Consider the following 23787-nt stretch of genomic DNA (forward strand, 5'->3'; position numbering starts at 1 on the left):
TCCCGGTTGCACGCCGCCTGCGCTGCCCCAGCAGCATTTGCAGGCGGCGGGTCTACATGCAGAAGCCGCTCGCGCTTACTTGATTTGCGATTCCTTGTAGTACCCGCTGCCCACCAGCACCGCGTTCCAGTTGGAGGAATCCACTGCCACCGGCTTGAGCAGGTACGAGGGCACCACCTTCACGCCGTTGTTGTAGGTCTTGGTGTCGTTGATCTCGGGCTGCTTGCCTGTCAGTACGGCGTCCACCATGTTGGCGGCCACCTTGGCCAGCTCGCGGGTGTCCTTGAACACGGTGGAAGACTGCTCGCCCTTGAGGATGGACTTGATGGAAGGCACCTCAGCGTCTTGGCCGCTGACCACAGGGCAGGGCTGCTGGGCGGTGCAGTAGCCCACGCCCTTGAGGGAGGACAGGATGCCGATCGAGATGCCGTCATAGGGCGAGAGCACCGCATGCACCTTGTCCTTGCCGTAGTAGGCCGACAGCAGGTTGTCCATGCGCGCCTGGGCCACCGAGCCGTCCCAGCGCAGCGTGCCCACCTTGTTCATGCCTGTCTGCTTGCTGCGTACCACCAGCTTGCCGCTGTCGATATACGGTTGCAGCACGCTCATGGCGCCGTCGTAGAAGAAAAAGGCGTTGTTGTCGTCGGGTGAGCCGCCGAACAGTTCGATGTTGAACGGGCCCTTGCCTTGCTTGAGGCCCAGCTTGTCCACGATGGAGGTGGCCTGCAGCACACCCACCTGGAAGTTGTCGAACGTGGCGTAGTAGTCCACGTTCTTCGAGCCCTTGATGAGACGGTCGTACGCAATGACCTTCACGCCCTTGTCGGCCGCGTTTTGCAGCGCCTTGGACAGCGTGGTGCCGTCAATCGACGCGATCACCAGCACCTTGGCGCCCTTGGTGATCATGTTCTCGATTTGCGCGAGCTGGTTGGGGATGTCGTCTTCGGCGTACTGCAGGTCGGTCTTGTAGCCCCGGTCCTTGAGCACCTTGACCATGTTGTCGCCATCGGCAATCCAGCGGGCCGAGGACTTGGTGGGCATCGAGATGCCGATGGTGCCCTTGTCCTGGGCCGAAGCCACGGACGTGGCTCCGATGGCAGCCAGTGTCACGCTGGCCAACACGGTCTTGAAAATTGCACGCTTCATTTGGTTTTGTCTCCTGTTTTGTTTTGAATACCTACGCCATCGCAGCGGGCGGGTGGCTTTAAAACCGTTCGGGTTGAGCCTGCCTGCGCCTTGCGCGGCGCTTCGACAGGCTCAGCGTGAACGGGTGGGAGCGTTGTGAGTGCTGACCGGTCTTAGTACTTGCGGTTCGGGAATTCCTTTGCCGCCACTTCCATCGGGAAGATGCCTTCTTCCGTCACGATGCGCTTGGGCACGGCCTTGCCTGCCTTGATGTCCTTCACGGCGCTCATCAGCTGCGGGCCCAGCAGGGGGCTGCATTCCACGCTCACATTGAGCTTGCCGGCGATCATGGCTTCGAAGGCGCCCTTCACCGCGTCGATGGAGATGATCACGATGTCCTTGGCGGGCTTCATGCCGGCCTCTTCGATGGCCTGGATGGCGCCAATCGCCATGTCGTCGTTGTGCGCGTACAGCACATTGATCTTCTTGCCCTCGGCCTTCAGGAAGGCTTCCATCACTTCCTTGCCCTTGGCACGGGTGAAGTCGCCGGTCTGGCTGCGGATGATCTTGAACTTGGCGTCGGCCTTGATGACTTCTTCAAAGCCCTTCTTGCGGTCGATGGCAGGGGCGGAGCCCACAGTGCCTTGCAGCTCGACGATGTTGACCTCGCCCTTCTGGTCCTTCATCTTCTCTACCAGCCAGCGGCCGGCCTTGCGGCCTTCTTCCACAAAGTCCGAGCCCATGAAGGTCACATACAGCGAGGTGTCCTTGGTGTTCACTGCGCGGTCGGTCAGCACCACGGGGATCTTGGCGGCCTTGGCCTCACGCAGCACGGGCTCCCAGCCGGACTCCACCACGGGCGAGAATGCAATCACGTCCACCTTCTGCGCGATGAACGAGCGGATGGCCTTGATCTGGTTCTCCTGCTTTTGCTGCGCGTCCGAGAACTTCAGTTCAATGCCCGCCTCCTTGGCGGCGGACTTGATGGACTCGGTGTTGGCGGTGCGCCATTCGCTCTCGGCCCCTACCTGGCTGAAGCCCAGTACGATGGGCTTTTGCGCCCAGGCGGCGCCGGGCAGCAATGCGGCCACGGGCACGGCGGTCAACGCAGCAGCTACGGTGCGGCGGTTCATTTTCATCATCTTGTCTCCTGTCTGTATTGGTTGGTTGACGACGGTTGCGGGATGGAAAAAGGGGAACGAACGAAAAGGGCTCTTGAGAACTCAGGCCAGCATGTAGCCTGTCTTGACGGTGGTGTAGAACTCGGCCGCGTAGCGACCTTGTTCGCGGGCGCCGTAGCTCGACTCCTTGCGGCCGCCAAAGGGCACATGGAAGTCCACACCCGCCGTGGGCAGGTTCACCATGGTCATGCCCACGGAGGCGTGGCGCTTGAAATGCATGGCGCGCTTGAGCGATGTGGTGCAGATGCCCGCGCACAGGCCAAAGGGCGTGTCGTTGGCCAAGGCCAGCGCGTGGTCGTAGTCGTCGGCCCGCAGCACGCAGGCCACGGGGCCAAAGATTTCCTCGCGCGCCACGCGGTGTTCGGGGCGGGCCAGAAAGAGGGCGGGGCTCATGTAATGGCCTGGGGTGGGGCGCTCCAGGCGCTCGCCACCCCAGACATGCTCCGCCCCCTCATTGCGCGCAATGTCGATGTAGCCCAGGTTCTGCGCCAGCTGGCTGTCGTCCACCACCGGACCCATCTCGGTGCCGCGCTCCAGCGCGTGGCCCACCTTCAGGCTGGCCAACCGGTTGCGCAGACGGGCCACAAAGGCGTCGTGCACCTCGGCCTCGACGATGAGGCGGCTCGATGCGGTGCAGCGCTGGCCGGTAGAGAAGTACGAGCCCTGCAGCGCGCAGTCCACCGCCTGGTCCAGGTCGGCGTCGGCCAGCACGATGAGCGGGTTCTTGCCGCCCATCTCCAGCTGCACCTTGGCGCGCCGTGCTGAGGCCGCGCGCAGGATGCGGTCGCCGGTGGAAACGGAGCCGGTGAAGCTCAGCGCGTTGACCAGCGGGTGGTCCACCAGCGTCTGGCCCACCTCGCGGCCGCTGCCCATGACGAGGTTGAAGGCACCGGCGGGCAGGCCACTGCGGCTGATGATTTCGGCCAGCGCCCAGCCACAGGCGGGCACCAGTTCGGCAGGCTTGAACACCACGGTGTTGCCGTAGGCCAGGGCCGGGGCGATCTTCCAGGCCGGGATGGCGAACGGGAAGTTCCACGGCGCGATGATGCCCACCACGCCCACGGGCTCACGGGTCACATCCACCTGCACGCCCTGGCGCACGGAGGCCAGCAGCTCGCCCTGAATGCGTAGCGCCTCGCCCGCAAAAAACTTGAAGATCTGCCCGCTGCGCGCCACCTCGGCCACGCCCTCGGGCAGGGTCTTGCCCTCTTCACGCGCCAGCAGCGCGCCCAGCTCGTCCTTGCGTGCCAGCAGCTCGCTGCCGATCATGTCCAGCACGTCGGCGCGGCGTTGGGGTGTGCTCTGGCTCCAGGTGGGCAGGGCGTCGGCCGCAGCGCGCACGGCCAGCTCGGTCTGGTTGCGGTCGGCGCGGGCATATTCGGCTACCACCTCGCGGGTGTCCGACGGGTTGGTGCTGATGCCGGTGGTGGTGCCGATTTCCCACCGGCCGTTGATCAGGTGCCGGGGGCTGAGCTGGAGGTCGCCGAGCTTCATGGAGAGAGGCCTTTGTTGCAGTTGCGGCGAAGTCTAGGTAAGGTTTCGATATCAATCCAATCGTTTTTTAGACAAAATACATATCGTTCTTTGCATTCTGGAAAACCCATCCCTTTTCCGTCCTCCCTTCCTTCCCTCCATCCATGAGCACCTACAACCACTGGTTCATCCGCGCCCGCCTCAAGACGCGCCAGCTTCTGCTGCTGGTGGCCCTGGCCGAAGAGGGCAACATCCACCGCGCCGCCCAGGTGCTCAGCATGACCCAGCCGGCCGCCTCCAAGCTGCTCAAGGATCTGGAGGACGTGCTGGAGGTGTCGCTGTTTGACCGCCTGCCGCGTGGCATGCGCCCCACCTGGTACGGCGAAACGATGATCCGCCACGCCCGCATGGCCCTGGCCAACCTGAACCAGGCGCACGACGAGATCGGTGCGCTCAAGCGCGGGCACTATGGCCAGGTGGGCATCGGTGCCATCACCTCACCCGGCCTGAGCCTGCTGCCCGCCGCCGTGGCGCTGGTCAAGCAGGAGCACCCCAGCCTGCGCATTTCGCTCGATATCGAAACCAGCCCCGTGCTGCTGGAGCGGCTGGAGCAGGGCAAGCTCGACATCGTGGTGGGCCGCCTGTACGAGGAGCACGACAAGGAGAACCTGCGCTACGAGTCGCTGACGGAGGAGCTGGTCTGCGCCATGACGCGCCCGGGCCATCCGCTGTCGAGCATGACCGGGCTGACGCTGCGCGACGTGGTGTCGGCCAACTGGATCGTGCCGCCCGCGGGCAGCGTGCTGCGGCACCGGTTTGACCTGATGTTCCAGCAGGACGGGCTGGCGCCGCCGCTGCACACGGTGGAGACATCGGCCCTGCTGTTCATCACGCGCATGCTGCAGCAGAGCGACATGATTGCGGTGGTGGCGGAGGATGTGGCGCGCTATTACGCGGCGCATGGGATCGTGACGGTGTTGCCGCTGGCGATGCCGTGCCATATGGATGCGTTCGGGATCATCACGCGGTCGGACAGGCTGTTGTCGCCGGCGGCGAAGGTGATGATGAAGGCGTTGAAGCAGACGAGTCTGGTGCAGTACGGGCGTAGGTTGGAGGTGGGGGATTGATTTTTTGGATGAAATTGGCTGCTAACGCTTGTTGGATAAGCGCTGGTAGCTATTTTTTTGTAGTTTTAGGCCTCCTGTCCGTTCGGTCTGAGCTTGTCGAAGCTGGGGCGTGCTGGTTTGAAAAGCATGCTTGTGTTGAGGGCGGAGGCCGGGTCTCGGCCCGGCGGCCGAGGTACTTGTTCTTTGCTTCGCCAAAGAAAAGTACCCAAAAGAAAGGCGACCCCCAGTCTGCGACCCCTGCGCTTCGCTACGGGGCAAACCTGCGTCGGTGCGGTTGCGGGGTGCGCCGCAGAACTCGCTGCGCGCGTGCGGCGCTCCGCTCGGACAACTGCGGCGAGTCAGATCACGAAGCATGGGCGCTCCGACGCCCATGCCACCCCACAACCGCCCCGCCGCAGGCGCAGCCAGCAGGGGGTGGACAGCCGAACAGCCGCACGGGCCATTGCTGCGCTCGGCCCCACCTGCGCAGCGCGTGGCGCTTGCGCCCGCGAGATGGGGCCGAGCGAAGCAATGGCCCGTGTGGATGTCCGTTGGGTCCCCTTCACGATGCGCCGAGGAGCGCAGGGCGTGGGGCGGCACGGGCGCCCTAGCGCCCGTGCTTCGTGCTCTGACTCGCTGCGGTTGTCCGAGCGAAGCGGAGGGACGCAGCGTGTAGGGTCGCCCTTTCTTTGGTGACTTTCTTTCGGCGACGCGAAAGAAAGTTACTCGCCTGCCGGGCGACTCCCGGCCTCCGCCCTCAAACCAGGCACACCGCAGAGATCAGCGAGCGTGCCTGCCCCGGCTTCGACAAGCTCAGCCCGAACGGTCGAGGCTGATCAGGACTGCAAAAACAATAGCTACCAGCGCTTAATGGATAAGCGCCAGAGCCCAAAAGAACCTCAAAACTTCAAACCCATCCCGCATCCACCTTGAACTCCTGCGCCGTACACATCGCCGCATCATCCGACGCCAAAAACAACACCATCCGCGCAATGTCATGCGGCCGCAGCTTGTCCGGCAAACACTGGTTGCGCGCCAGCTCCTTCTCGCCCTCGGCGTCCAGCCACAGCTTGATCTGCCGCTCCGTCATCACCCACCCCGGCGACACCGTGTTGATGCGGATCCGGTCCTGCCCCAGCGTCTTGGCCAGCCCGCGCGTGAGGCCGTTCACCGACGACTTGGCAATGGCATAGCAGGGGTAGCCCGTGCCCTTGCCCTGCCAGCCCGTGGAGCCCAGGTTGATCACCGAGCCCGCGCCCAGCCTGCGCATGCCAGGCACCACGGCCTGGATGGCGAAGAAGGCGGGGCGCTCGTTGATGGCCATGCGCTCGTCGTAGTACTCGGGCGTTACGGATTCGAGCGTGTGCCGGTCATCGCTGGCCACGTTGTTCACCAGCACTGCAAAGTCGCTGCCCAGCTCGGCTGCCGCTTCGGCCACGCAGGCCTGCAGGGCGTGCACGTCGCGCACATCACACACACGCCACCAGGGGCGGGGCAGGCCCGCGTCGGCAATGTGCTGGGCCAGGGCTTCGCTGGCATTGCGCGCCACGTCCACAAAGGCCACGCGGGCACCTTGTTCGGCAAACGCCGCCACGATGGCCGCGCCAATGCCGCTGCCGCCACCCGTCACAAACACGGCACGGCCTTGCAGGCTGGGGAACTTCGCCAGGCCCTGGGGGGCGCCAGTGGCATCGGTCGAGGAAGAGGAGGGGGTAAAAACCTTTGACATATAAATATTGCAATCAATAAATTGAAAAAAATTTCATTTCAAGCATCAATTGGCGTTGATAAGATGCCGTTCGTCAAGTGCCTGGCGGCAGGCCGATACAAAAAAAGACCGGAGACACGCATGCGCCCCTTGCTGGATACCCCCTTCTCTCCGCCCGAGGGCGCTGCCCGTTCCGCGCCCATCACCGGCGCCGTGCGCTGTGTGATCGCACTGGGCAACGCGCTGGGCGAAGGCGTGCTCTGGTCGGTGCGAGAGCAGGCCGTGTACTGGGTGGACATCCTGGGGTGCGAGCTGCACCGCTGGGACCCGGCCACCGGCGGCCACCAGCGCTGGACGTTTGACGAAGAGATCTCCGCCATCGCCGAACGCGCGCACGCTCCTGGCTTCATCGTCACGCTGCGTCGGGGGTTTGCGCTGTTTGACCCGGCCACCGACATGGCCCCGCGCTACCTGCACCAGCCCGAGCCCGACCGCGCGGGCAACCGCTTCAACGACGGCAAGTGCGATGCACAGGGGCGCTTCTGGGCGGGCTCCATGGACTTTGCGTGCGAGGCGCCCACGGGCGCGCTCTACCGCTATGACCCCGACGGCAGTTGCACCCGCCACGACGACGGCTTTGCCGTGACCAACGGCCCCACCTGGTCTGGCACGGGGCAGGGTGCGGCCATGTTTTTCAACGCCACCATCGAAGGCAACACCTACCGCTACGACAGCAATCTGGCCGCAGGCACCGTGTCAAACAAAACGCTGTGGAAGCATTGGCTGCCCGAAGACGGCCTGCCCGATGGCATGACCACCGACGCGCAGGGCCGCGTGTGGATTGCGCACTGGAGCGGCTGGTGCGTGACCTGTCACGATCCGGTCACCGCCGCCGAGCTGGGCCGCGTGCGCCTGCCGGTCAGCCAGGTCACCACCTGCGCGTTTGGCGGCGCAGACCTGCGCACGCTGTTTATCAGCTCCGCGAGGGTAGGCCTCACGCCCGAGCAGCTGGCGGCCGAGCCACTGGCCGGGGCGCTGTTTGCGGTGGACACCGACAGCCTGGGCCTGCCCGCCCATCCATTTGGCGGCTGAGAGCGGCTCGCAAAAACCTTCTGGCGTCGTTGCCGCGTCTTGTCGTACTACGCGTACTGCCTGCGACGCGGCGCCTAGCCAGAGCCGCTTCGCTGGGTTTTGTTATCCGCTCTCAGCACTGAAGTACGCAGCCCCGAGCAATCTGGCAACCCGCAATCCCTGTCAACACCCCAAAGAAAGCACACCGCCCATGACCGAGGCCACATCCTCCCACCCCATCGTCTGGCTGCACCACGCGGGGCAGCACCTGGGCCTGGTGCCCACACTGGGCGGCAGCGTGGCGGCCTGGCAGATCGACGACCCGCAAAAGGCTGGCGTACGCATCGACCTGTGGCGCCCGTGGGATGGCGCCACGCCCGACCTGTACCAGCTCGCGTCCTTCGCCATGGTGCCCTGGTCCAACCGCATCAGCGGCGGCGGGTTTGAGCACGCGGGCCAGTTCCACCCCATGCGCCCCAACCGCGTGGGCGAGCCGTACCCTATTCACGGCGATGGCTGGCTGCAGCCCTGGCAACTTACCCAGCCCGCGCCCGACACGCTGCAGATGCAGTTGCGCTCCGAGCGCTTTGACGGCAACCCCTACGAGTACGAGTGTGTGCAGACCTTCCGCCTGGTGGACGGCGGCCTGGACCAGTCGGTGCAGGTGCGGCACCTGGGCGCGCAGCCGCTGCCCTATGGCCTGGGCCTGCACCCCTGGTTTCCGCGCACGCCCGGCACACGCATCACGGCGCCGGTGCAGGGCGTGTGGCTGTGTGGCGATGACCCTCTGCCCACAGAGCACACGCTGCACTTCCCGCCCGGCTGGGATTTGAACACCGGCGCGCCCGCACACGGTGGCCTCATCGACAACGCCTACACCGGCTGGGGCGGCACGGCGCACATCGACTGGCCCGAGCGCGGCCTGCGCCTCACGGCCCACATGCCAGACTTTGAAAAAGACGGCGGCACGGCCCACCACTACTGCCTGGTCTACCGCCCACCGCAGGGCCCCGCGTTCTGCTTCGAGCCCATCACCCAGCCCATCGACGCCTTTCACCAGCCGGGGCAGCCCGGCCTGCGCACGCTGGGGCAGGGCGAGACGATGGTGATGAATGTGCAGTGGCGCTACGCACACCACCCGCAAAGCCATTGATGGGGTCTGCTCGCTGTGGTGGGTGTTGACCTCGACCAATCCCATGCCACGACTCCCATGGCTTCCACTTCAGCGCCAGGTAGAAGTGCTGGTGGCGCGCCTCGGCATGCTTTGAGCCGCGCGCGAACGGAGGCCCCCAGGGGCTGCGCCGCACCAGATAGGCGCGCCACGCGCAGCGCGGTTGTTGCATTGGGTAGTTGTTTGTCAGTGAATAACTAAAAAGCGCAACCATCGGGCTCTGATTCAGTTTGATTAATCTATTCTTTTATCTATTCAATTTTCCATCCAACCGGGGTATCCTTAAGGCATGCCTTCCGCCGCCCAGACCTACGCCAACGCCATCCGCCCCCTGCTGCGCCCTGGCCCAGCCAAGGCGCAGGCGCTGGCCCAGGCGCTGCAGGTCAGCCAGCCCACCGTCTCGCGGGCCCTTAGCGCGCTGGGTGATGAGGTGGTGCCTTTTGGCGCCGCAAGATCTATTCAATACACGCTCCGCGATCCCCTGCGAGCCGACCTGGAGGCCACCGTGTACCGCGTCACCCCCCAGGGCGCGCTCGAAACCCTGGGCACCCTGGTCCCGGTGTGCCCGCAGGGCTTTGTGATGGTCGAGGCGGGCGGGGCCCGGCAACACAGCGACGGCCTGCCGTGGTGGATTTATGACATGCGCCCGCAGGGCTACCTGGGGCGGGCGTACTGCCAGCGGCACGGCCAGCGCCTGGGCCTGCCCGAGCGGCTGGGCGAATGGAGCGACACCCACGCGCTGCGCGCCATCCTGGACCAGGGCGACGACATGCCCGGCAACCTGCTCATCGGCCCCACCGCGCGCGACCAATTCGTCAACGCGCCCGACCCCGTGCCCATTGCAGCCGCGCAAAAGCTGCACACCTACGCCCAGCTGGCCGACCTGGCCGCGCGCGGCGAAGTGGCGGGCTCGTCAGCCGCTGGAGAGCAGCCCAAGTTCACCGCCTACGCAGAGCAAGCCGATGGCACTGCCGCGCACGTAATGGTCAAGTTCTCCGCAGAACTCGACACCCCCGTCAGCGCCCGCTGGCGCGACCTGCTGCTGGCCGAACACATCGCCCTGCAGGTGCTGCGGGACCACGGGGTGGCTGCCGCGCAGTCCATGACCTGGATGCACGGCACCCAACGCTTTCTGGAGGTGCAGCGGTTTGACAGGCTGGGTGCGCGCGGGCGAAGGGCACTGCATTCCTTCGCCGCGCTGGATGCCGAGTTTTTCGGCAGCGGCGGCAACTGGCCGGTGATCGCCAGGGCGTTGTTAAAGGAGGGCGTCATCACCCCCCAGGCCTTTGACACCGCCTGCCTGCTGTGGGCGTTTGGCACGCTGATCGGCAACACCGACATGCACAGCGGCAATCTGTCGTGCTTGTCAGAGGGGCAAAGGCCGTACGAACTGGCGCCTGCGTATGACATGACGCCTATGGCGTTTGCACCCACGGCGGGGGGAGGCTTGCCGGATCGGGCGTTGGAACTGACGGTGGGGGAGCAGGTCAGCGCAGGGGTTTGGAAAGAGGCACTTGCGATGGCGCAGGTGTTTGTGCGCCGGTTGGAGGGCGAGGAAGGATTCAGCGCGAGGTTCGATGCTTGCAGGGCCGAGTTTGTGCGCCATGTGACGGTGGCTGCGGAGCGTGTCGGGCGGCTTGTGGTTTAGAGGGTTACCCCCGGCTATGCGGCAGAGGTCGCCTTGGTGCGAAATATGCCGGTAGCGATTTATCTGTATGCGTTAGTAGCTATGAAAAATAGAGCAAACACGACTGCGCTTTTTTTCTTTGAGTTTTGAACCGTATGCGCGAGGATTGACCGCTATGCGCCCAAAGCAGCCGTTCAGAAGTGCCGCCCGGAGCTGCCATTGACTTGCTGCAGCGACTGCTTGAAATCCTGGTGTCTGCTTACGGCAAGCTATAGTTTATTGACTCAACGCGTGCCGGGTTTCACGGAATTTTTATACCTGAACGTTTGAACAGATCATCGCTTGCAAAGCCTTGCTTCAAGCGGACTCCGGGAGAAATCAGTATCCAGAATATCCCGCATGATCCACTTTATCTAGCAGGTTTTTCGGTCTAATTACGTTAGACCACTCCCAAATGGCGTACAGTCACTCGTCTTAATAAATATCAATAAATCTATTTCTCGTATGGAAAAAAGCGAATTAATCAATGGACTGGAGAGCTACAAACAACGCCTTCTTGGCGAGGTTGTAGAAGCTTATCAATCAAGAGGTTCCACTTATGGAAATGAGCGCTTCGCAGCATGGCGAAGCAAGTTTTCAAAGTTCTTAGACGCACACTTTCCGCGCGAAACATCTAGACTCAATGCCAAACTAACCCACATGATTTTCACTGTCGGCGGAAGCGAATCTGATGTCCAACGCTTTTGGCGAGAAGATGGCGAAATCTGCGTATCCTTTATCGACTCACTAGTCACCGACGTGATGAATGATGAGTACGATTTCGAGCACAAGGCAGCCCAAAAGGAAGAAAAGAAGGAAAGGTCAGCCATCCAAAACGACAAGAACAAAGTTTTCATTGTTCACGGCCATGATGAGCTAACAAAAACAAAAGTTGCTCGCTTCATTGAAAAACTTGGCTATGAAGCAATAATTTTGCATGAACAGGCCAGCGGCGGAAAAACTATCATAGAGAAAATTGAGTTTTATACAGATGTTGGTTTTGCGATCATCTTGTACACCCCAGACGATGTGGGTGGAGTCAACAAAACGGAGCCGCCCAGCGTTCAAAAGAATCGAGCAAGGCAGAATGTCATATTCGAGCACGGCTATCTAATTGCAAAACTTGGCCGAGACAAAGTTGTTCCGCTGGTGGTAGGTGACTTAGAAATGCCAAGCGACGTAAGCGGGATAGTTTATGTCGCAGACACAAACTGGCAGATTGACGTTGCAAAAGAAATGAAGCAAGCCGGCTATGTAATCGACTTCAATAAATTGATGTAGTAACTCAATCCGTGGCCTAACTGGTCGTATATGGACTCCCCCACAACAACAAGAGCCTGATCGATTGGGGACCAGTGGGTAAAGCACCTGCAGTCGTATATCCGGCATCTGTTGTGGGATCGTGAATGTCCCGTGCCGACATGGAATCTGCGTCACCGCGTCGCCACGCGCTACAAGCGGCTGCGGGAGAGCCGGAAGAGTTATCGGCGTAGCGCGGTGTGGGAGGAACCCGATTGGCCATGATGGTCGATCATCTCGTCGCAAGTGGTGAATCAATACTGGCTTTGGCGTGGTGTGCGTTCTCTGCTGGCTTGTCAGTCTGGCATCGCAAAGCTCTGGCGGTTTTCTTTCCGGATCAGTCGGGCAGCCTCATCAAACGGCTTGTGATCGCGCAGCGTCGCATAACAGAGGCGCGCGAGCTTGTTGGCCAGCGCGCAGGTCGCCTTGTTGTGGTTGCTTCGCCCCTGCACCTCCAGCGCCCATTGGCGCACACCCTGTATCTCCTTGCCCGCCCCTTGCGCCACCTTGGCCGCTCGCAGCACACTACGCGCGCCGTGCGTGAGCAGCATGCGCAGGTAGCGGTCGCCTTTCTTGGAGATGCGCCCCAGGTAGCGGCTGCCGCCCGAGCTGTACTCGCGGGGCGTTAGACCGAACCAGCTGGAGAAGTGGCGTGCGTCTTGGAAGTGCGTCACATCGCCCGAGGTGGCTGCCACCAAGGCTGTGGCGCTGAGCAGTCCAATGCCGGGTATCGACAGCAGCAGCGTGCAGGCCGGGCTTTGCCTGGCAGCCTGGCTCAGTTGTCTCTCCACCTGGGCGATGCGCGCTTCCAGCAGACGGATCTCTTCGAGCAATTGCGAAGCCGTGTGGCGGATCAGCTCAGGCACAGCCGACTGTGGGTCGGCCAACACGCGGCCGATGACTTCGATGCCCGTGCGCGCACCTACAGGAACAGCGATGCCGAACTCCCGACAGAACCCCCGCAGGGCATTGATGCGCGAGGTGCGGGTGCCCATCCACAGGGAGCGGATGCGGTGCAGCCCTTGCAGGGCCTGCTGTTCTACAGACTTCACCCGCACGGGGCGAATATCGCAGGCACGGGCTGCTTCAAGCAAGGCAGCCGCATCACTGGCGTCTGTCTTGTTGCGCCGCACGTAGGCGCGCACGTACTGGGCGGGCAACAAACGAACCTCGATGCCCAACGAGTTGAGCCAGCGCGCCCAGTGGTGGGCCGAGCCGCAGGCTTCCATGACGACCAGGCCGACCGAGCGGTTGACGAACCAGCGCTCGAACTGCGAGCGGATCAGGCGCTGGGTTTCGATGATGCGCCATTGGTCATCGGCAACGGCGATCTGGAAAACGGATTTGGCCAAGTCGACGGCCACGGTAGTAGCATGCATGTCGGACTCCTTTCGTTTGAAGACCTGATCCCCACGCCAATGAAGACCAGTGCGCCAATCTTGCGCAAACAAACGGGGGAGTCCATCCCATCATTCAAGCCGAAGCCGCTTCGCGGTTCGGATTAATTCTGACGTTGAGCGTCCGCTTTCACCTGCCACCACCGACGGCTAGTGGCCGGTCCCTGCTTCAGCTCCCTACATCACCCCACCGCCCGCATCCCCACCAACCCCGGCATCGCCCCCCGCATCGCCTCCAAAAACAACCGCAACCTTGCCGGATAAAACCGCGCATACGGGTACACCAGGTACACCGGCAGAGGCGCCGCATGCCAGTTGGGGACCAGGTGCAGCAAATTCCCCTGTCGCACGTCGTTGTCCACAATCCATGCCGATGAAATGCAGGCGCCCAGCCCGGCCAGGGCGGCGCTGCGCAGGGCGTACAGGCTGTCGGTGGCCAAACGGGGGGTGATGCCAAACGTGTGGGCTTCGCCGCCGGGCTGTTCGGTCAGTGTGACCTCGCGGCGGTAGAAGGTGCTCAGGGCCAGCCAGGGCAGGGGCTGCAGGTCTCGCGCGTGCTGGGGCGTGGGGCGCCCGGCCATCAGGGCGGGGGCGGCCAGCACGATGCGGGGCACTTCGGCCAGACGCACTGCGACCACGCTGGGGTCGTCCACCGCGCCGACTTGGATGGAGCAGTCGATGCCTTCGGCGATGAAGTTGGGGCGGCGGTCGTGCAGCATCCATTCCACATCCACCTCGGGGTAGCGGCGCAGGTAGGCCATCAGCGGGGCGATGAACTGGTCTTGCCCAAAGGCGTGTGGCGCCAGCACACGCAGGGTGCCGCGCGGGGTGTCGGCCGTGCCGCGCAGGTCGTCCTCCATGGCGCGCCAGTCTTCCAGCAGGGCCTTGGCGTGGGCAAAGCAGCGGTCGCCGTCTTCGGTCAACTTCATCACATGGGTGGACCGCTGCAGCAGCTTGATGCCCAGGCTGCGCTCCAGCGCCTGCAGGCGGCGGCTCACGGTGGGCTGGCTGGTACCCAGTTGCTGGGCGGCGGCAGACAGGCTGCCGGCCTCGACGATGCGGACAAAGGTCTGCATCAGCTCGATGCGGTCAGCGCCTGGTTGCAGGGCCGGGAGGGTGTTTGTCATACGCAAAGCGTATAACGAATCTGCAGTTCAGCCTACTACCCAGCGCGGCGGTGGACTAGAACAATCGCACCATTCCTTTTCAACCGATGGTGTTGTGATGTCTTCCATTCAAAATGTGCATGCAAGCGGCGCGGCAAACGCTGCCCCGGTGAGTGCGCCGCTGCTGTTGCTGCTGGCCACCACGGCGGGGCTGAGTGTGGCGTCGCTGTACTACAGCCAGCCCATGCTGGGCGTGCTGGGGCCCGACATGCAGGCCGACAGCCGCGTGGTGGGGCTGGTGCCCACGCTCACGCAGCTGGGGTATGCGCTGGGCATCTTGCTGCTGGCGCCGCTGGGCGACCGGTTTGACCGGCGCCGCATCATCGTCATCAAGTCCATCGCGCTGATGCTGGCGCTGCTGCTGAGCGGCCTGGCGCCCGGCATGGGCGCGCTGCTGGCAGCCAGCCTGGCCGTGGGCCTGGCGGCCACGGTGGCGCAAGACGTGGTGCCCGCTGCCGCCACGCTGGCCCCGGCCGCGCAGCGCGGGCGCATGGTGGGCACGGTGATGACGGGGCTGTTGCTGGGCATTTTGCTGTCGCGCGTGGTCAGCGGCTTTGTGGCGCAGCAGTGGGGCTGGCGCACGGTGTATGTGGCGGCGGCGGTGGCCATTGCGCTGCTGACGGTGGCCGTGTGGCGCGGGCTGCCGCGCTTTGCGCCCACCACGCAGATGGGCTACGGCGCGCTGATCGGCTCGATGGTGGCGCTGTGGCGCCAGCACGCAGCGCTGCGCCGCGCGGCATGGGCGCAGGGGCTGCTGGCCGTGGGCTTCAGCGCGTTCTGGTCCACGCTGGCGGTGATGCTGCACAACCAGTTCAGCCTGGGCACTGCGGCGGCAGGTGCGTTTGGCCTGGCCGGGGCGGCGGGTGCACTGGCTGCACCGCTGGCCGGGCGCCTGGCCGACAAGCGCGGGCCCGAGGTGGTGACGCGCTACGGCGCCGGGCTGGCCGCCGTGTCGTTTGCGGTGATGGCGCTGGCACCGCTGCTGCCTGCGCAGGCCCAGCTGGGCTTGATTGTGGTCAGTGCCATCGGCTTTGACTTTGGCGTGCAGGCCACGCTGGTGGCGCACCAGACCATCGTGTACGGCATCGACCCTGCGGCGCGCAGCCGGCTCAATGCGCTGCTGTTCACCGGCATGTTCATCGGCATGTCGGCCGGGGCGGCGCTGGGTGCCTTGGTGCTGGCGCAGTGGGGCTGGCTGGGGGTGGTGGCGCTGGCCACGGTGTCGTCACTGGCGGCCCTGGGGGTGCGGGTGGCACGGCTGGCAGGATGATTTGAATAAAAAAAGGCTCTGCTGCCTGATGGGTAAGCGTTAGCAGCTATCAAAAAAAGAGCGGTCCGGGAGCCGCTCTTTTTTTCTGCTGGGCCACCTTGCCGGTGGCCTCAGGCCTTCTTCACTTCAATGTGGTACAGCCCCCAGGGGCACAGGCCAAAGCGTTCCTTCACCGGCTTGTCCTTGAAGGCGGGCAGCACGTCCGCGTCGTACACCGCCCACTGCGGGCCCAGGCCGCCCAGGGCCATGGGCTGGCCGTCGATGTGGGTGGCGACGATCATGCGGTAGGCCTGCACGTCGGCCATGCTGATGGTGACGTTGTAGCCATCCACCGCGCGCAGCACCAGCTGCACGGGGCTGCCAGCGGCCACACCCGCTGCGGCGAGCACGGTGGTGAGCAGAGGGCCTTTGAGCGTGTGGGGCTTGCTGTCGTATTCCAGCGTGGGCTTGATGGTGATGGCGGGCATGCGCTGCAGGGCGGCGGCGTCGAGCGCGTGGGCTTTGTCGAACTGGATACCGTGTTTGCCCATCATCTGGTCGATGGTGGCATCGAGCGCGCCCCGGTTGGGCTGGGTGATGGCGCCGCTGATGGTGAGCAGGGCGGGGCTGGTGGATGCTTTGGCGGGTGGGGCGGCGTGGCTGCTGGTGGTGGCGGTCCACAGGCCTGCCAGGCCGACGCTGGCAGCCACAAAGTTTCTTTTGTTCATGCTCGGTTTCTCCTCGTGTGTTGTTTGCCTGGTTGATTGATCGATGGATGGGGCGCATCGATCCGGGGCGCATGGTAAGCGCAGGACTGGCGCTTGCCACCCAAAAAAGTGTCAGTACCTGTGTGCGTGTGCAGCACATGCCATATGTGTCGTGTGGCATGCGTGCCCTGTGGCCTTCAACCCCCAGGGTGCATGGCGCACCCTGCCAGCGCGCAGGCGCGTGGCGCACCACAATCGGCGCCCATGACTTCTTCTTCGACGATGCTGCGGCTGATCAGCCTGGCGGCCTTTTGCAGCATGGCGTCCATGCGCGTGTGCGACCCGATGCTGGTGGCACTGTCCCTTGAGTACAAGATCACCACGGGCGATGCATCGGCCGTGATTGCCGCGTTTGCCGTGGCCTATGGCGTGCTGCAGCTGGTGTATGGCCCGCTGGGCGACCGGGTGGGCAAGGTGCGCGTGATCATTGGCGCCACGGCGGCCTGTGCGGTGTTCAGCGCCATGACGGCGCTGGCACCCAGCTTTTCGGTGCTGGTGGTGGCGCGGGCTGCCATGGGGGCGGCGGCGGCCGGGATCATTCCGCTGTCGATGGCGTGGATTGGCGATGAGGTGGCCTACGAGCAGCGGCAAGAGACCCTGGCGCGGCTGATGGTGGCCACGGTGACCGGGATGATGGCGGGCCAGTGGTTTGGCGGCTTTGCCACCGAAACGCTGGGCTGGCGTGCGGCGCTGGGTGTGCTGGCCGTGCTGTTCTTTACGGCGGCCACGCTGCTGCTGAGGCACGCGCGTGCCATTGGGGCGTTGCGCACGGTGGTGGTGCCGGGTGCACCGGCGTTTTCGCTGGCCAACTACCTGGCGGGCACGGCGGCGCTGCTGCGCATTCCGCGTGTGCGCTGGGTGCTGACGGTGGTGGCGATTGAAGGCGCGCTGGCGTTTGGCACGCTGGCCTTTGTGCCCGCGCGCATGGTCGATGGGTTTGGCCTGTCGGCCTCTGCGGCGGGCGGCGTGATGGTGCTGTATGGCGTGGGCGGGCTGATCTACAGCGTGTTTGCGCGGCGTTGGCTGGCGGCGCTGGGCGAGCGGGGGCTGGCCGTGCTAGGCGCCAGCTTCATTGCCATCGGCCTGCTGTCGCTGGCGTGGGCGCCTGCGGTGGGTTGGGCCATGCTGGGCTGCTTCTTGGCGGGCGTCGGCTTTTACATGCTGCACAACACGCTGCAGGTGCAGGCCACCCAGATGGCGCCCGAGGCGCGGGGCACGGCGGTGACGCTGTTTGCGTGCCTGCTGTTCCTCGGGCAGTCCACGGGCGTGCTGCTGGTGGCCTTCAGTGTGGACCGGGGATGGCTGCCGCCAGTGTTCACGGCGGCGGCGGTGGGGGTGTTTGTGCTGGGGCTACTGATCTCGCGCCGGGTGCAGGCGCGTGGGGCCGTGGCGGGGGCCTGACCGGCCCCGCCGGTGCACCCGTCAGCCCCGCGCCTCGTACCAGCCCTTGCTGCGGTTGACCACGGCTACCACCAGCAGCATCACGGGCACCTCGATCAGCACGCCCACCACCGTGGCCAGCGCCGCGCCGGAGTGAAAGCCAAACAGGCTGATCGCCGTGGCCACGGCCAGTTCGAAGAAGTTGGATGCGCCAATCAGTGCCGAGGGGCAGGCAATGTTGTGCTTTTCGCCCACGGCGCGGTTCAGGCCATAGGCCAGGGCGGAGTTGAACAGCACCTGGATCAGGATGGGCACGGCCAGCAGGGCGATGACCAGCGGCTGCTGCAGGATGGCTTCGCCCTGAAAGGCGAACAGCAGCACCAGCGTGGCCAGCAGCGCGGCGATGGACCAGGGGCCGGTGCGCGCCACGGCGGCGTCGAAGGCGGCCTGGCCCTTGCGCAGCAGTCGCTTGCGCAGCCATTGGGCGATCACCACGGGGATCAGGATGTACAGCACCACCGAGGTGAGCAGCGTGTCCCACGGCACGGTGATGGCCGACAGGCCGAGCAAAAAGGCCACCAGCGGCGCAAACGCCACGATCATGATGCTGTCGTTCAGCGCCACCTGCGACAGCGTGAACAGCGGGTCGCCCCCGGTGAGGCGGCTCCACACAAACACCATGGCCGTGCAGGGCGCGGCGGCCAGCAAAATGAGCCCGGCGATGTAGCTGTCGATCTGGTCGGCAGGCAGGTACGGCGCAAACCAGTGGCGGATGAACAGCCAGCCCAGCAGCGCCATCGAAAACGGCTTGACCAGCCAGTTGACGAACAGCGTCACCCCAATGCCGCGCACATGCTGGCGCACCTCGGCCAGCGCACCAAAGTCCACCTTCAGCAGCATGGGGATGATCATCACCCAGATGAGCAGGCCCACCGGCAGGTTGACGCGCGCCACCTCCAGCGCACCCACGGCGCGGGCCGCGCCGGGCAGCCACTGGCCCAGCGCAATGCCCACCACGATGCACAGCAGCACCCAGACGGTGAGGTAGCGCTCGAACACCGCCATGCCAGCGGCGGGGGAGGGGGGCAACGCGCTGGCAGCAGCGCGTTGCGAATGGCTTGGTGGCAGGGTCATTTCAGTGATCCCTTCAGTGATCCATTGCGCTGCGCGCCACCCGCGATGCATGAAACTGGCGCGGCCCAAACCAGTGCACCCGTGGAACTGGCTTTGCCAGGCCACCGGGTGCGTCCCCCTCCCGCGCAGCGAGAGAGGGGTGAAGGCGCGAAGCGACTCAGGGGGTGTTTCATCATTGCTCGGGCAGGTTGCGGGCAGTGGCTTGCAGCGCGGTGGCGGCGAGCTTGTCGTCGGGCAGGTTCACCAGCAGCTCCAGGCGCTGCTTGATGGCGTGCAGGGTCTTGCGGAAGGCCTCAGCCTTGTCGGCGTCCGAGCCATCGCCCGCTGACGGGTCGGCATAACCCCAGTGCGCCGTGGCCGGATGGCCGGGCCAGAAGGGGCAGACCTCGCCCGCTGCGTTGTCGCACACGGTGATGATCAGGTCCATGTGCGGCGCGCCGGGGGCGGCGAATTCGTCCCAGCTTTTGCTGCGCAGCCCCTCGGTGGGGATGCCTGCGTGGGCCAGCGCCTGCAGGCCCAGCGGGTGGGGCTGCTGGTTGTCGCGCGGGCTGCTGCCCGCCGAGTAAGCCTTGAAGCGGCCCTGGCCCATGGCGTTGAGCAGAGCCTCTGCCAGGATGCTGCGGGCGGAGTTGTGGGTGCACAAAAAGAGCACGTTCAACGGAGGACGTTGTGGGGTGGCGTTCATCGTGACTCCAGGCTCAGCAGCACTTGTTGGGGTTGTTGGCGGTGGGGCCGCAGCAGGCGGCCTGGCCAGGTGCGGGGGCCGATGGCGCGCCCGTGGGGCAGCACGCGGCTTGGGCTGGCTGCTGCGTGGTCTTGGCTGGCTGCTGCGCAGCGGCTTCGTTGAACACGGGGATGTTGCCGAGCGTGTGGAAGTGTTCCCAGGCCACGCCCTGCGGGTCGGTGATCCAGTGCTTGTCGCTGCGGGCGTAGCAGCAGGTGGTGGCGCCTTCGTCCAGCAGGGCCATGTCGGCGCCCTGGGCGCGGGCCTTCAGCTCGGCCAGTTCGTCGGCCTCATCCACCTGAAAGCCCAGGTGGTCCACGCCGGGCTTGTCGCCCCGGGTGGAGATGGCGAAGTTCACGCGCGGGTCTTCGAGCATCCATTTGGCGTAGTCGGTCTCGACACGTGCAGGCTCGGCCGCGAACAGCCTGGAATAGAACGCGATGCTCTTGGCAAGGTCATCGACATGCATGTGGACGTGGAATCGCTTCATGGTGGTTTCCTTTCGGCTGTGGGTCGTGGGGTGGAAGTTGTTGGGGGGCGATCAGCACTGGCAGGCGGCGGTGGCCTCGTCGGTCAGGCAGGCAGCGCCCTGGCAGCAGTTCTCGGTCAGGTAGGCCAGCAGGTCGTTCATGGTGGCAAACGAGGCTCGGTAGATCAGGTTGCGGCCCTGGCGCTCCTGGCTCACCAGGCCCGCGTGGGTCAGCTCCTTGAGGTGGAACGACAGCGTGTTGGGCGCAATGCCCAGCTGCTCAGACAGCCCGCCGGGCGTGAGCCCTTCCTGGCCCGCCACCACCAGGGCGCGGAACACCCGCAGGCGCACTTCCTGGGCGAGGGCGGCGAGGGATCGGATGACGTCGGTTTCTTGCATGATTCGATAATACAACAAAAGTTGAAATGTAGAAGTGTGGCCTGGAGAATTTTTCGGAGTCGTCAGGAAAATTCAAGGAAAAATGGCAGTCTGCGCCCTATGGTATTGCCATGGTAGCTATGAATTTCATAGTTACTGAAGTCTGTGTACCACGGTCTTCATAACTCGGTGATCTAATCACCCGATTTTTTAATCGTTTGTGAACTTACGATTCGCCGATACAGTCGCCCATCTTTTTCCAGACCCGCGCGGCAGCGGCCACTCACCGTGATGCCGCTGCCGCGCACTGCTTTCCATGATCGATTTACGGGGTATCACCCAAACCTACCAGGGCCCACAAGGCCCCGTCGAGGCCCTGCGTGGCATCGACCTCACCATCCAGCCGGGCGAAGTGTTCGGCATCATCGGCAAGAGCGGCGCGGGCAAAAGCTCGCTGGTGCGCGTCATCAACCTGCTCAACCGGCCCACCACGGGCCAGGTCATCGTGGGCGGCCGTGACCTGACCCAGCTGAATGACGCGCAACTGCGCGAGGCCCGGCGCGAAATCGGCATGGTCTTCCAGCACTTCAACCTGCTGTCGTCGCGCACCGTGTTCGACAACGCCGCATTGCCGCTGGAACTGGCGGGCATGGACAAGGCCGCGATCCGCGAGCGCGTGACCCCGCTGCTCGAACTGGTGGGCCTGGCCCATCTGGCCGACCGCTACCCCGCGCAGATTAGTGGCGGGCAAAAGCAGCGCGTGGGCATTGCGCGCGCACTGGCCAGCCGCCCCAAGGTGTTGCTCTCCGACGAAGCCACCTCGGCGCTGGACCCGGAGACGACCCGCTCCATCCTCGACCTGCTGCGCCAGGTCAACCGCGAGCTGGGCCTCACGGTGGTGCTCATCACCCACCAGATGCAGGTCATCAAGCAGGTGGCCGACCGCGTGGCCGTGATCGAGGCGGGCCGCATCGTGGAGCAGGGTCGTGTGCTGGACGTGTTCACGCGCCCGCAGCAGGCCATCACCAAGAGCCTGATCGACGAGATCCTGCCGCAAGAGCTGCCCGTGAGCGTGCTTGACCATGTGCGCAAGCTCACCCGCCAGCTGGCCACCACGGCGCCCGGCCACGCGGGGCGGCTGCTGCGGCTGTCGTACTCGGGCGACAGCGCCTACCAGCCCATCCTGTCGCAGCTGATCCGCGAGTTTGGCGTGGACATGAGCATCCTGCACGGCCAGGTGGACGAGATCCAGGACGAGACCTTCGGCTCGCTGGCCGTGTACGCCAGCGGCGAACCCCTGCAGCTGCGCGGCGCGGTGGAGCACCTGCGCGCGGGCGGCGTGGCGGTGCAAGAAGTGACGATCGAGATCTGAGGAGGAAAGCCATGTTCGACCATTTCACTCCGGCCATGCTGGACCTCTTTGCCTCCTCGCTGTGGGAGACGCTCATCATGGTGGGCATCTCCGGCATCGTGGGCGGCCTCATCGGTGTGCCGCTGGGCGTGTTCCTGCGCCTCACCGACCACGGCGGCGTGCTGCAAAACGGCCCCGTCAACAAGCTCGTGGGCTGGCTGGTGAACGCCGTGCGCTCCACGCCTTTCATCATCCTGCTGGTGGCCATCATCCCGTTCACGCGCTTCATCACGGGCTCGTCCATCGGCACCGCCGCCGCCGTGGTGCCGCTGACGATTGCCGCCGCGCCGTTTGTGGCCCGCCTGGTTGAAGCCGCCTTGCGTGAGGTGGACCACGGCCTGGTCGAAGCCGCCCAGGCCATGGGCGCCACCACCAGCCAGATCGTGTGGAAGGTGCTGCTGCCCGAGGCGCTGCCCGGCATCGTGGCGGGCCTGACCATCACCTTCGTGAGCCTCACCGGCTACTCGGCCATGGCCGGCGCCATTGGCGGCGGCGGCCTGGGCGACCTAGGCATCCGCTACGGCTACCAGCGCTTTCTGCCAGAGATCATGCTGGCCGTGGTGCTGGTGCTGATCTTCTTCGTGCAGGCCGTGCAGAGCCTCGGGGACTGGGCGGTGCGCAGGTTGAGCCACCGGTGAGTGGTGGATTGGCTGCTTCTTTTGCTACTTATTTGATAGCTATAGAGGGTTGATGGACGCGCGCAGACGGCCATTTTTTCTCTAAGTACCGGCCCCAATCGCCACATCCATAGCCGCCCCTGCCTTCACTCCCTCTCCCCCTGTGGGAGAGGGCGGGGGAGAGGGGGTGCACAGGCACGCCGCACAGATTCACCCCCTCTCCCCAATCCTCTCCCACGAGGGGAGAAGGAGTCTGAAAACCCCCTTCAGCCCGGCACCCGGTAGTGGTAGCCATACGCCGACTTGAACCCCATCGACTGGTACAGCCCCAGCGCTGGCGTGTTCTGCGCGCGCACCTGCAGGTAGGCGCTGGCAGCCCCGGCCTCGGCGGCCCAGTGCAGCAGGGCGGTGACCAGCGCGCGCCCGCGCCCGCCGCCCCGGTGCTCGGGCGCCACGGCCAGGTCGTACAGGCCCACGGCGCCGCGCTCCAGCACCGCCAGCCCAAAGCCCACGGGCTGGCCCTGTGCGTCGTGCTGCAGCGCAAACGCGGCAGGGTGGGCGATGTGGTCCAGCATGCTGTTGTGCAGCGCGCGGTGGTGCCGGGGCACGCTGTTGGCGGTGGCAAACCCCTCCAGCCAGGCGTCGCTGGGCGTGGTGCTGATGTGGGTGCTGCCATCAGGCTTGCCCACCGCGCCCAGGGCCAGCGGCCGGTGCAACACCAGTGACGGATCGAAATGCTGGTAGCCCGCCTCGGCCAGCTCCTGGTCGGCCTCGGCCGGGGCCAGGGGCGAGAGACGGAACACGGCGGGCAGCCCGTGCCGTGCGTACAGCGCTGCAGCCGCTTCGCGCACCCCGTCAAACGGCGCGCCGGGCAGCAGCGCGTTGACCGAGTTGGCGCGCTTGGTGTGGCCGCCCGACAGCCGGAACACCCAGCCCCGGTGGAACACCGTCTGGCGCGCGGGCCAGGCGTTGAAGGCGCGCTCTTCGAGGGCGCGGATCAGGGCTGCGGGGACGGTGGGCTCGATGGTGGTGGGCGTCATGGCTGGCGTTATACCAACCCGCTCCCGCCAGATCACGCTCAATCAATCGGTCGTGATCTTGTGGTCGGCGACCAGCTTGGCAAAGCGCGTGGTGTCGCTGGCGATCTGCTCGGCCATCTGCGCGGGTGTGCGGAGATGGGTTGGGGGCAAGCTGGGTAAGAACGCAATGCAGGTTTCTTGATCTGCGGGGTGGCGCTGACCTGTTGGTGTGGTTAGGGTGTCTCTGTCCAGCTTGCCAATCCTGCCGTCTTCAAC

General features: G+C 64.8%; 21 protein-coding genes. 9 read left to right on the forward strand and 12 right to left on the reverse strand.

The window, feature by feature from the left end:
* Window positions 1–75: 75 nt before the first annotated feature.
* The 3 genes from chvE to CBY09_RS15840 all read right to left on the reverse strand — a co-directional run bounded on the left by chvE (window position 76) and on the right by CBY09_RS15840 (window position 3800).
* Window positions 76–1146: a multiple monosaccharide ABC transporter substrate-binding protein gene (chvE, locus tag CBY09_RS15830; protein WP_094290554.1), complete on the reverse strand. Its 1071-nt coding sequence runs from the start codon at window positions 1144–1146 to the stop codon at window positions 76–78.
* A gap of 152 nt (window positions 1147–1298) precedes the next feature.
* A complete protein-coding gene (locus CBY09_RS15835) occupies window positions 1299–2264 on the reverse strand; it encodes an ABC transporter substrate-binding protein (RefSeq protein WP_094290728.1) in 966 nt (321 codons plus the stop codon).
* A gap of 84 nt (window positions 2265–2348) precedes the next feature.
* The gene (locus CBY09_RS15840; protein WP_094290555.1) at window positions 2349–3800 is read right to left on the reverse strand and encodes an aldehyde dehydrogenase family protein; all 1452 of its coding nucleotides are present in this window, start codon (window positions 3798–3800) and stop codon (window positions 2349–2351) included.
* A gap of 143 nt (window positions 3801–3943) precedes the next feature.
* Between CBY09_RS15840 and CBY09_RS15845 the strand changes: the two genes are divergently transcribed.
* Entirely contained in the window at window positions 3944–4906 is a 963-nt protein-coding gene (locus CBY09_RS15845) for a LysR substrate-binding domain-containing protein (protein WP_094290556.1), read from the forward strand.
* Window positions 4907–5792: 886 nt separating this feature from the next.
* Here the strand turns inward: CBY09_RS15845 and CBY09_RS15850 are convergent.
* Complete coding sequence (locus CBY09_RS15850) at window positions 5793–6614, reverse strand: SDR family NAD(P)-dependent oxidoreductase (RefSeq protein ID WP_094290557.1); 822 nt, start codon at window positions 6612–6614, stop codon at window positions 5793–5795.
* 120 nt (window positions 6615–6734) lie between these two features.
* Here CBY09_RS15850 and CBY09_RS15855 point away from each other — a divergent pair, with 120 nt between their 5' ends.
* The 4 genes from CBY09_RS15855 to CBY09_RS15870 all read left to right on the forward strand — a co-directional run bounded on the left by CBY09_RS15855 (window position 6735) and on the right by CBY09_RS15870 (window position 11782).
* Window positions 6735–7685, forward strand: coding sequence for an SMP-30/gluconolactonase/LRE family protein (locus CBY09_RS15855; protein WP_094290729.1), 951 nt, complete (start codon window positions 6735–6737; stop codon window positions 7683–7685).
* A 190-nt stretch (window positions 7686–7875) separates the two neighbouring features.
* Window positions 7876–8817 (forward strand): aldose 1-epimerase, encoded by a 942-nt coding sequence (locus tag CBY09_RS15860; protein ID WP_094290558.1) that lies wholly within the window; start codon window positions 7876–7878, stop codon window positions 8815–8817.
* Window positions 8818–9124: 307 nt separating this feature from the next.
* Window positions 9125–10483 (forward strand): type II toxin-antitoxin system HipA family toxin YjjJ, encoded by a 1359-nt coding sequence (gene yjjJ, locus CBY09_RS15865; RefSeq protein WP_094290559.1) that lies wholly within the window; start codon window positions 9125–9127, stop codon window positions 10481–10483.
* Window positions 10484–10966: 483 nt separating this feature from the next.
* Window positions 10967–11782, forward strand: coding sequence for a TIR domain-containing protein (locus CBY09_RS15870; protein ID WP_094290560.1), 816 nt, complete (start codon window positions 10967–10969; stop codon window positions 11780–11782).
* Window positions 11783–12096: 314 nt separating this feature from the next.
* Here the strand turns inward: CBY09_RS15870 and CBY09_RS15875 are convergent, their stop codons facing one another.
* Both CBY09_RS15875 and CBY09_RS15880 read right to left on the reverse strand, forming a co-directional pair.
* Entirely contained in the window at window positions 12097–13179 is a 1083-nt protein-coding gene (locus CBY09_RS15875) for an IS110 family RNA-guided transposase (protein ID WP_094290561.1), read from the reverse strand.
* A 200-nt stretch (window positions 13180–13379) separates the two neighbouring features.
* Window positions 13380–14324: a LysR family transcriptional regulator gene (locus tag CBY09_RS15880; RefSeq protein ID WP_094290562.1), complete on the reverse strand. Its 945-nt coding sequence runs from the start codon at window positions 14322–14324 to the stop codon at window positions 13380–13382.
* Between the two features lie 97 nt (window positions 14325–14421).
* Here CBY09_RS15880 and CBY09_RS15885 point away from each other — a divergent pair, with 97 nt between their 5' ends.
* On the forward strand, window positions 14422–15633 hold the full coding sequence (locus CBY09_RS15885) for an MFS transporter (protein ID WP_094290563.1): 1212 nt from the start codon (window positions 14422–14424) through the stop codon (window positions 15631–15633).
* A 110-nt stretch (window positions 15634–15743) separates the two neighbouring features.
* On the opposite strand, the gene CBY09_RS15890 is transcribed toward CBY09_RS15885, so the two are convergent.
* Window positions 15744–16340, reverse strand: coding sequence for a putative pterin-binding protein (locus CBY09_RS15890; protein ID WP_094290564.1), 597 nt, complete (start codon window positions 16338–16340; stop codon window positions 15744–15746).
* Window positions 16341–16583: 243 nt separating this feature from the next.
* Between CBY09_RS15890 and CBY09_RS15895 the strand changes: the two genes are divergently transcribed.
* Entirely contained in the window at window positions 16584–17780 is a 1197-nt protein-coding gene (locus CBY09_RS15895) for an MFS transporter (protein WP_240515750.1), read from the forward strand.
* A gap of 21 nt (window positions 17781–17801) precedes the next feature.
* Here CBY09_RS15895 and arsB read toward each other — a convergent pair whose 3' ends face one another.
* The 4 genes from arsB to CBY09_RS15915 all read right to left on the reverse strand — a co-directional run bounded on the left by arsB (window position 17802) and on the right by CBY09_RS15915 (window position 20485).
* The gene (gene arsB, locus CBY09_RS15900; RefSeq protein ID WP_063463003.1) at window positions 17802–18824 is read right to left on the reverse strand and encodes an ACR3 family arsenite efflux transporter; all 1023 of its coding nucleotides are present in this window, start codon (window positions 18822–18824) and stop codon (window positions 17802–17804) included.
* A 241-nt stretch (window positions 18825–19065) separates the two neighbouring features.
* Window positions 19066–19578 (reverse strand): arsenate reductase ArsC, encoded by a 513-nt coding sequence (locus tag CBY09_RS15905; protein ID WP_094290566.1) that lies wholly within the window; start codon window positions 19576–19578, stop codon window positions 19066–19068.
* 13 nt (window positions 19579–19591) lie between these two features.
* Entirely contained in the window at window positions 19592–20107 is a 516-nt protein-coding gene (locus CBY09_RS15910) for an ArsI/CadI family heavy metal resistance metalloenzyme (RefSeq protein WP_094290567.1), read from the reverse strand.
* 51 nt (window positions 20108–20158) lie between these two features.
* Window positions 20159–20485 carry an ArsR/SmtB family transcription factor gene (locus tag CBY09_RS15915; protein ID WP_055397556.1) on the reverse strand — a complete coding sequence of 109 codons (327 nt, stop codon included), beginning with the start codon at window positions 20483–20485 and terminating at the stop codon, window positions 20159–20161.
* Between the two features lie 295 nt (window positions 20486–20780).
* On the opposite strand from CBY09_RS15915, the gene CBY09_RS15920 reads away from it, so the two are divergent.
* Together CBY09_RS15920 and CBY09_RS15925 are read left to right on the forward strand one after the other, a co-directional pair.
* Entirely contained in the window at window positions 20781–21836 is a 1056-nt protein-coding gene (locus tag CBY09_RS15920; protein WP_094290568.1) for a methionine ABC transporter ATP-binding protein, read from the forward strand.
* 11 nt (window positions 21837–21847) lie between these two features.
* Window positions 21848–22513, forward strand: coding sequence for a methionine ABC transporter permease (locus CBY09_RS15925; RefSeq protein WP_055397552.1), 666 nt, complete (start codon window positions 21848–21850; stop codon window positions 22511–22513).
* A gap of 245 nt (window positions 22514–22758) precedes the next feature.
* On the opposite strand, the gene CBY09_RS15930 is transcribed toward CBY09_RS15925, so the two are convergent.
* Complete coding sequence (locus tag CBY09_RS15930; RefSeq protein ID WP_094290569.1) at window positions 22759–23532, reverse strand: GNAT family N-acetyltransferase; 774 nt, start codon at window positions 23530–23532, stop codon at window positions 22759–22761.
* Between the last annotated feature and the right edge of the window lie 255 nt (window positions 23533–23787).

The organism is Acidovorax kalamii (assembly GCF_002245625.1).
Classification (GTDB): Bacteria; Pseudomonadota; Gammaproteobacteria; order Burkholderiales; family Burkholderiaceae_C; genus Acidovorax; species Acidovorax kalamii.

Bases quoted from the DNA above. Each gene is read 5' to 3' on its own strand.
- CBY09_RS15905 (WP_094290566.1), bottom strand. From the start codon at position 19,578: ATGAACGCCACCCCACAACGTCCTCCGTTGAACGTGCTCTTTTTGTGC.
- CBY09_RS15855 (WP_094290729.1), top strand. From the start codon at position 6,735: ATGCGCCCCTTGCTGGATACCCCCTTCTCTCCGCCCGAGGGCGCTGCC.
- chvE (WP_094290554.1), bottom strand. From the start codon at position 1,146: ATGAAGCGTGCAATTTTCAAGACCGTGTTGGCCAGCGTGACACTGGCT.
- CBY09_RS15920 (WP_094290568.1), top strand. From the start codon at position 20,781: ATGATCGATTTACGGGGTATCACCCAAACCTACCAGGGCCCACAAGGC.
- CBY09_RS15875 (WP_094290561.1), bottom strand. From the start codon at position 13,179: ATGCATGCTACTACCGTGGCCGTCGACTTGGCCAAATCCGTTTTCCAG.
- CBY09_RS15835 (WP_094290728.1), bottom strand. From the start codon at position 2,264: ATGAAAATGAACCGCCGCACCGTAGCTGCTGCGTTGACCGCCGTGCCC.
- CBY09_RS15850 (WP_094290557.1), bottom strand. From the start codon at position 6,614: ATGTCAAAGGTTTTTACCCCCTCCTCTTCCTCGACCGATGCCACTGGC.
- arsB (WP_063463003.1), bottom strand. From the start codon at position 18,824: ATGGCGGTGTTCGAGCGCTACCTCACCGTCTGGGTGCTGCTGTGCATC.
- CBY09_RS15860 (WP_094290558.1), top strand. From the start codon at position 7,876: ATGACCGAGGCCACATCCTCCCACCCCATCGTCTGGCTGCACCACGCG.
- CBY09_RS15840 (WP_094290555.1), bottom strand. From the start codon at position 3,800: ATGAAGCTCGGCGACCTCCAGCTCAGCCCCCGGCACCTGATCAACGGC.
- CBY09_RS15915 (WP_055397556.1), bottom strand. From the start codon at position 20,485: ATGCAAGAAACCGACGTCATCCGATCCCTCGCCGCCCTCGCCCAGGAA.
- CBY09_RS15870 (WP_094290560.1), top strand. From the start codon at position 10,967: ATGGAAAAAAGCGAATTAATCAATGGACTGGAGAGCTACAAACAACGC.
- CBY09_RS15845 (WP_094290556.1), top strand. From the start codon at position 3,944: ATGAGCACCTACAACCACTGGTTCATCCGCGCCCGCCTCAAGACGCGC.
- CBY09_RS15910 (WP_094290567.1), bottom strand. From the start codon at position 20,107: ATGAAGCGATTCCACGTCCACATGCATGTCGATGACCTTGCCAAGAGC.
- CBY09_RS15895 (WP_240515750.1), top strand. From the start codon at position 16,584: ATGACTTCTTCTTCGACGATGCTGCGGCTGATCAGCCTGGCGGCCTTT.
- CBY09_RS15890 (WP_094290564.1), bottom strand. From the start codon at position 16,340: ATGAACAAAAGAAACTTTGTGGCTGCCAGCGTCGGCCTGGCAGGCCTG.
- CBY09_RS15930 (WP_094290569.1), bottom strand. From the start codon at position 23,532: ATGACGCCCACCACCATCGAGCCCACCGTCCCCGCAGCCCTGATCCGC.
- CBY09_RS15880 (WP_094290562.1), bottom strand. From the start codon at position 14,324: ATGACAAACACCCTCCCGGCCCTGCAACCAGGCGCTGACCGCATCGAG.
- yjjJ (WP_094290559.1), top strand. From the start codon at position 9,125: ATGCCTTCCGCCGCCCAGACCTACGCCAACGCCATCCGCCCCCTGCTG.
- CBY09_RS15925 (WP_055397552.1), top strand. From the start codon at position 21,848: ATGTTCGACCATTTCACTCCGGCCATGCTGGACCTCTTTGCCTCCTCG.
- CBY09_RS15885 (WP_094290563.1), top strand. From the start codon at position 14,422: ATGTCTTCCATTCAAAATGTGCATGCAAGCGGCGCGGCAAACGCTGCC.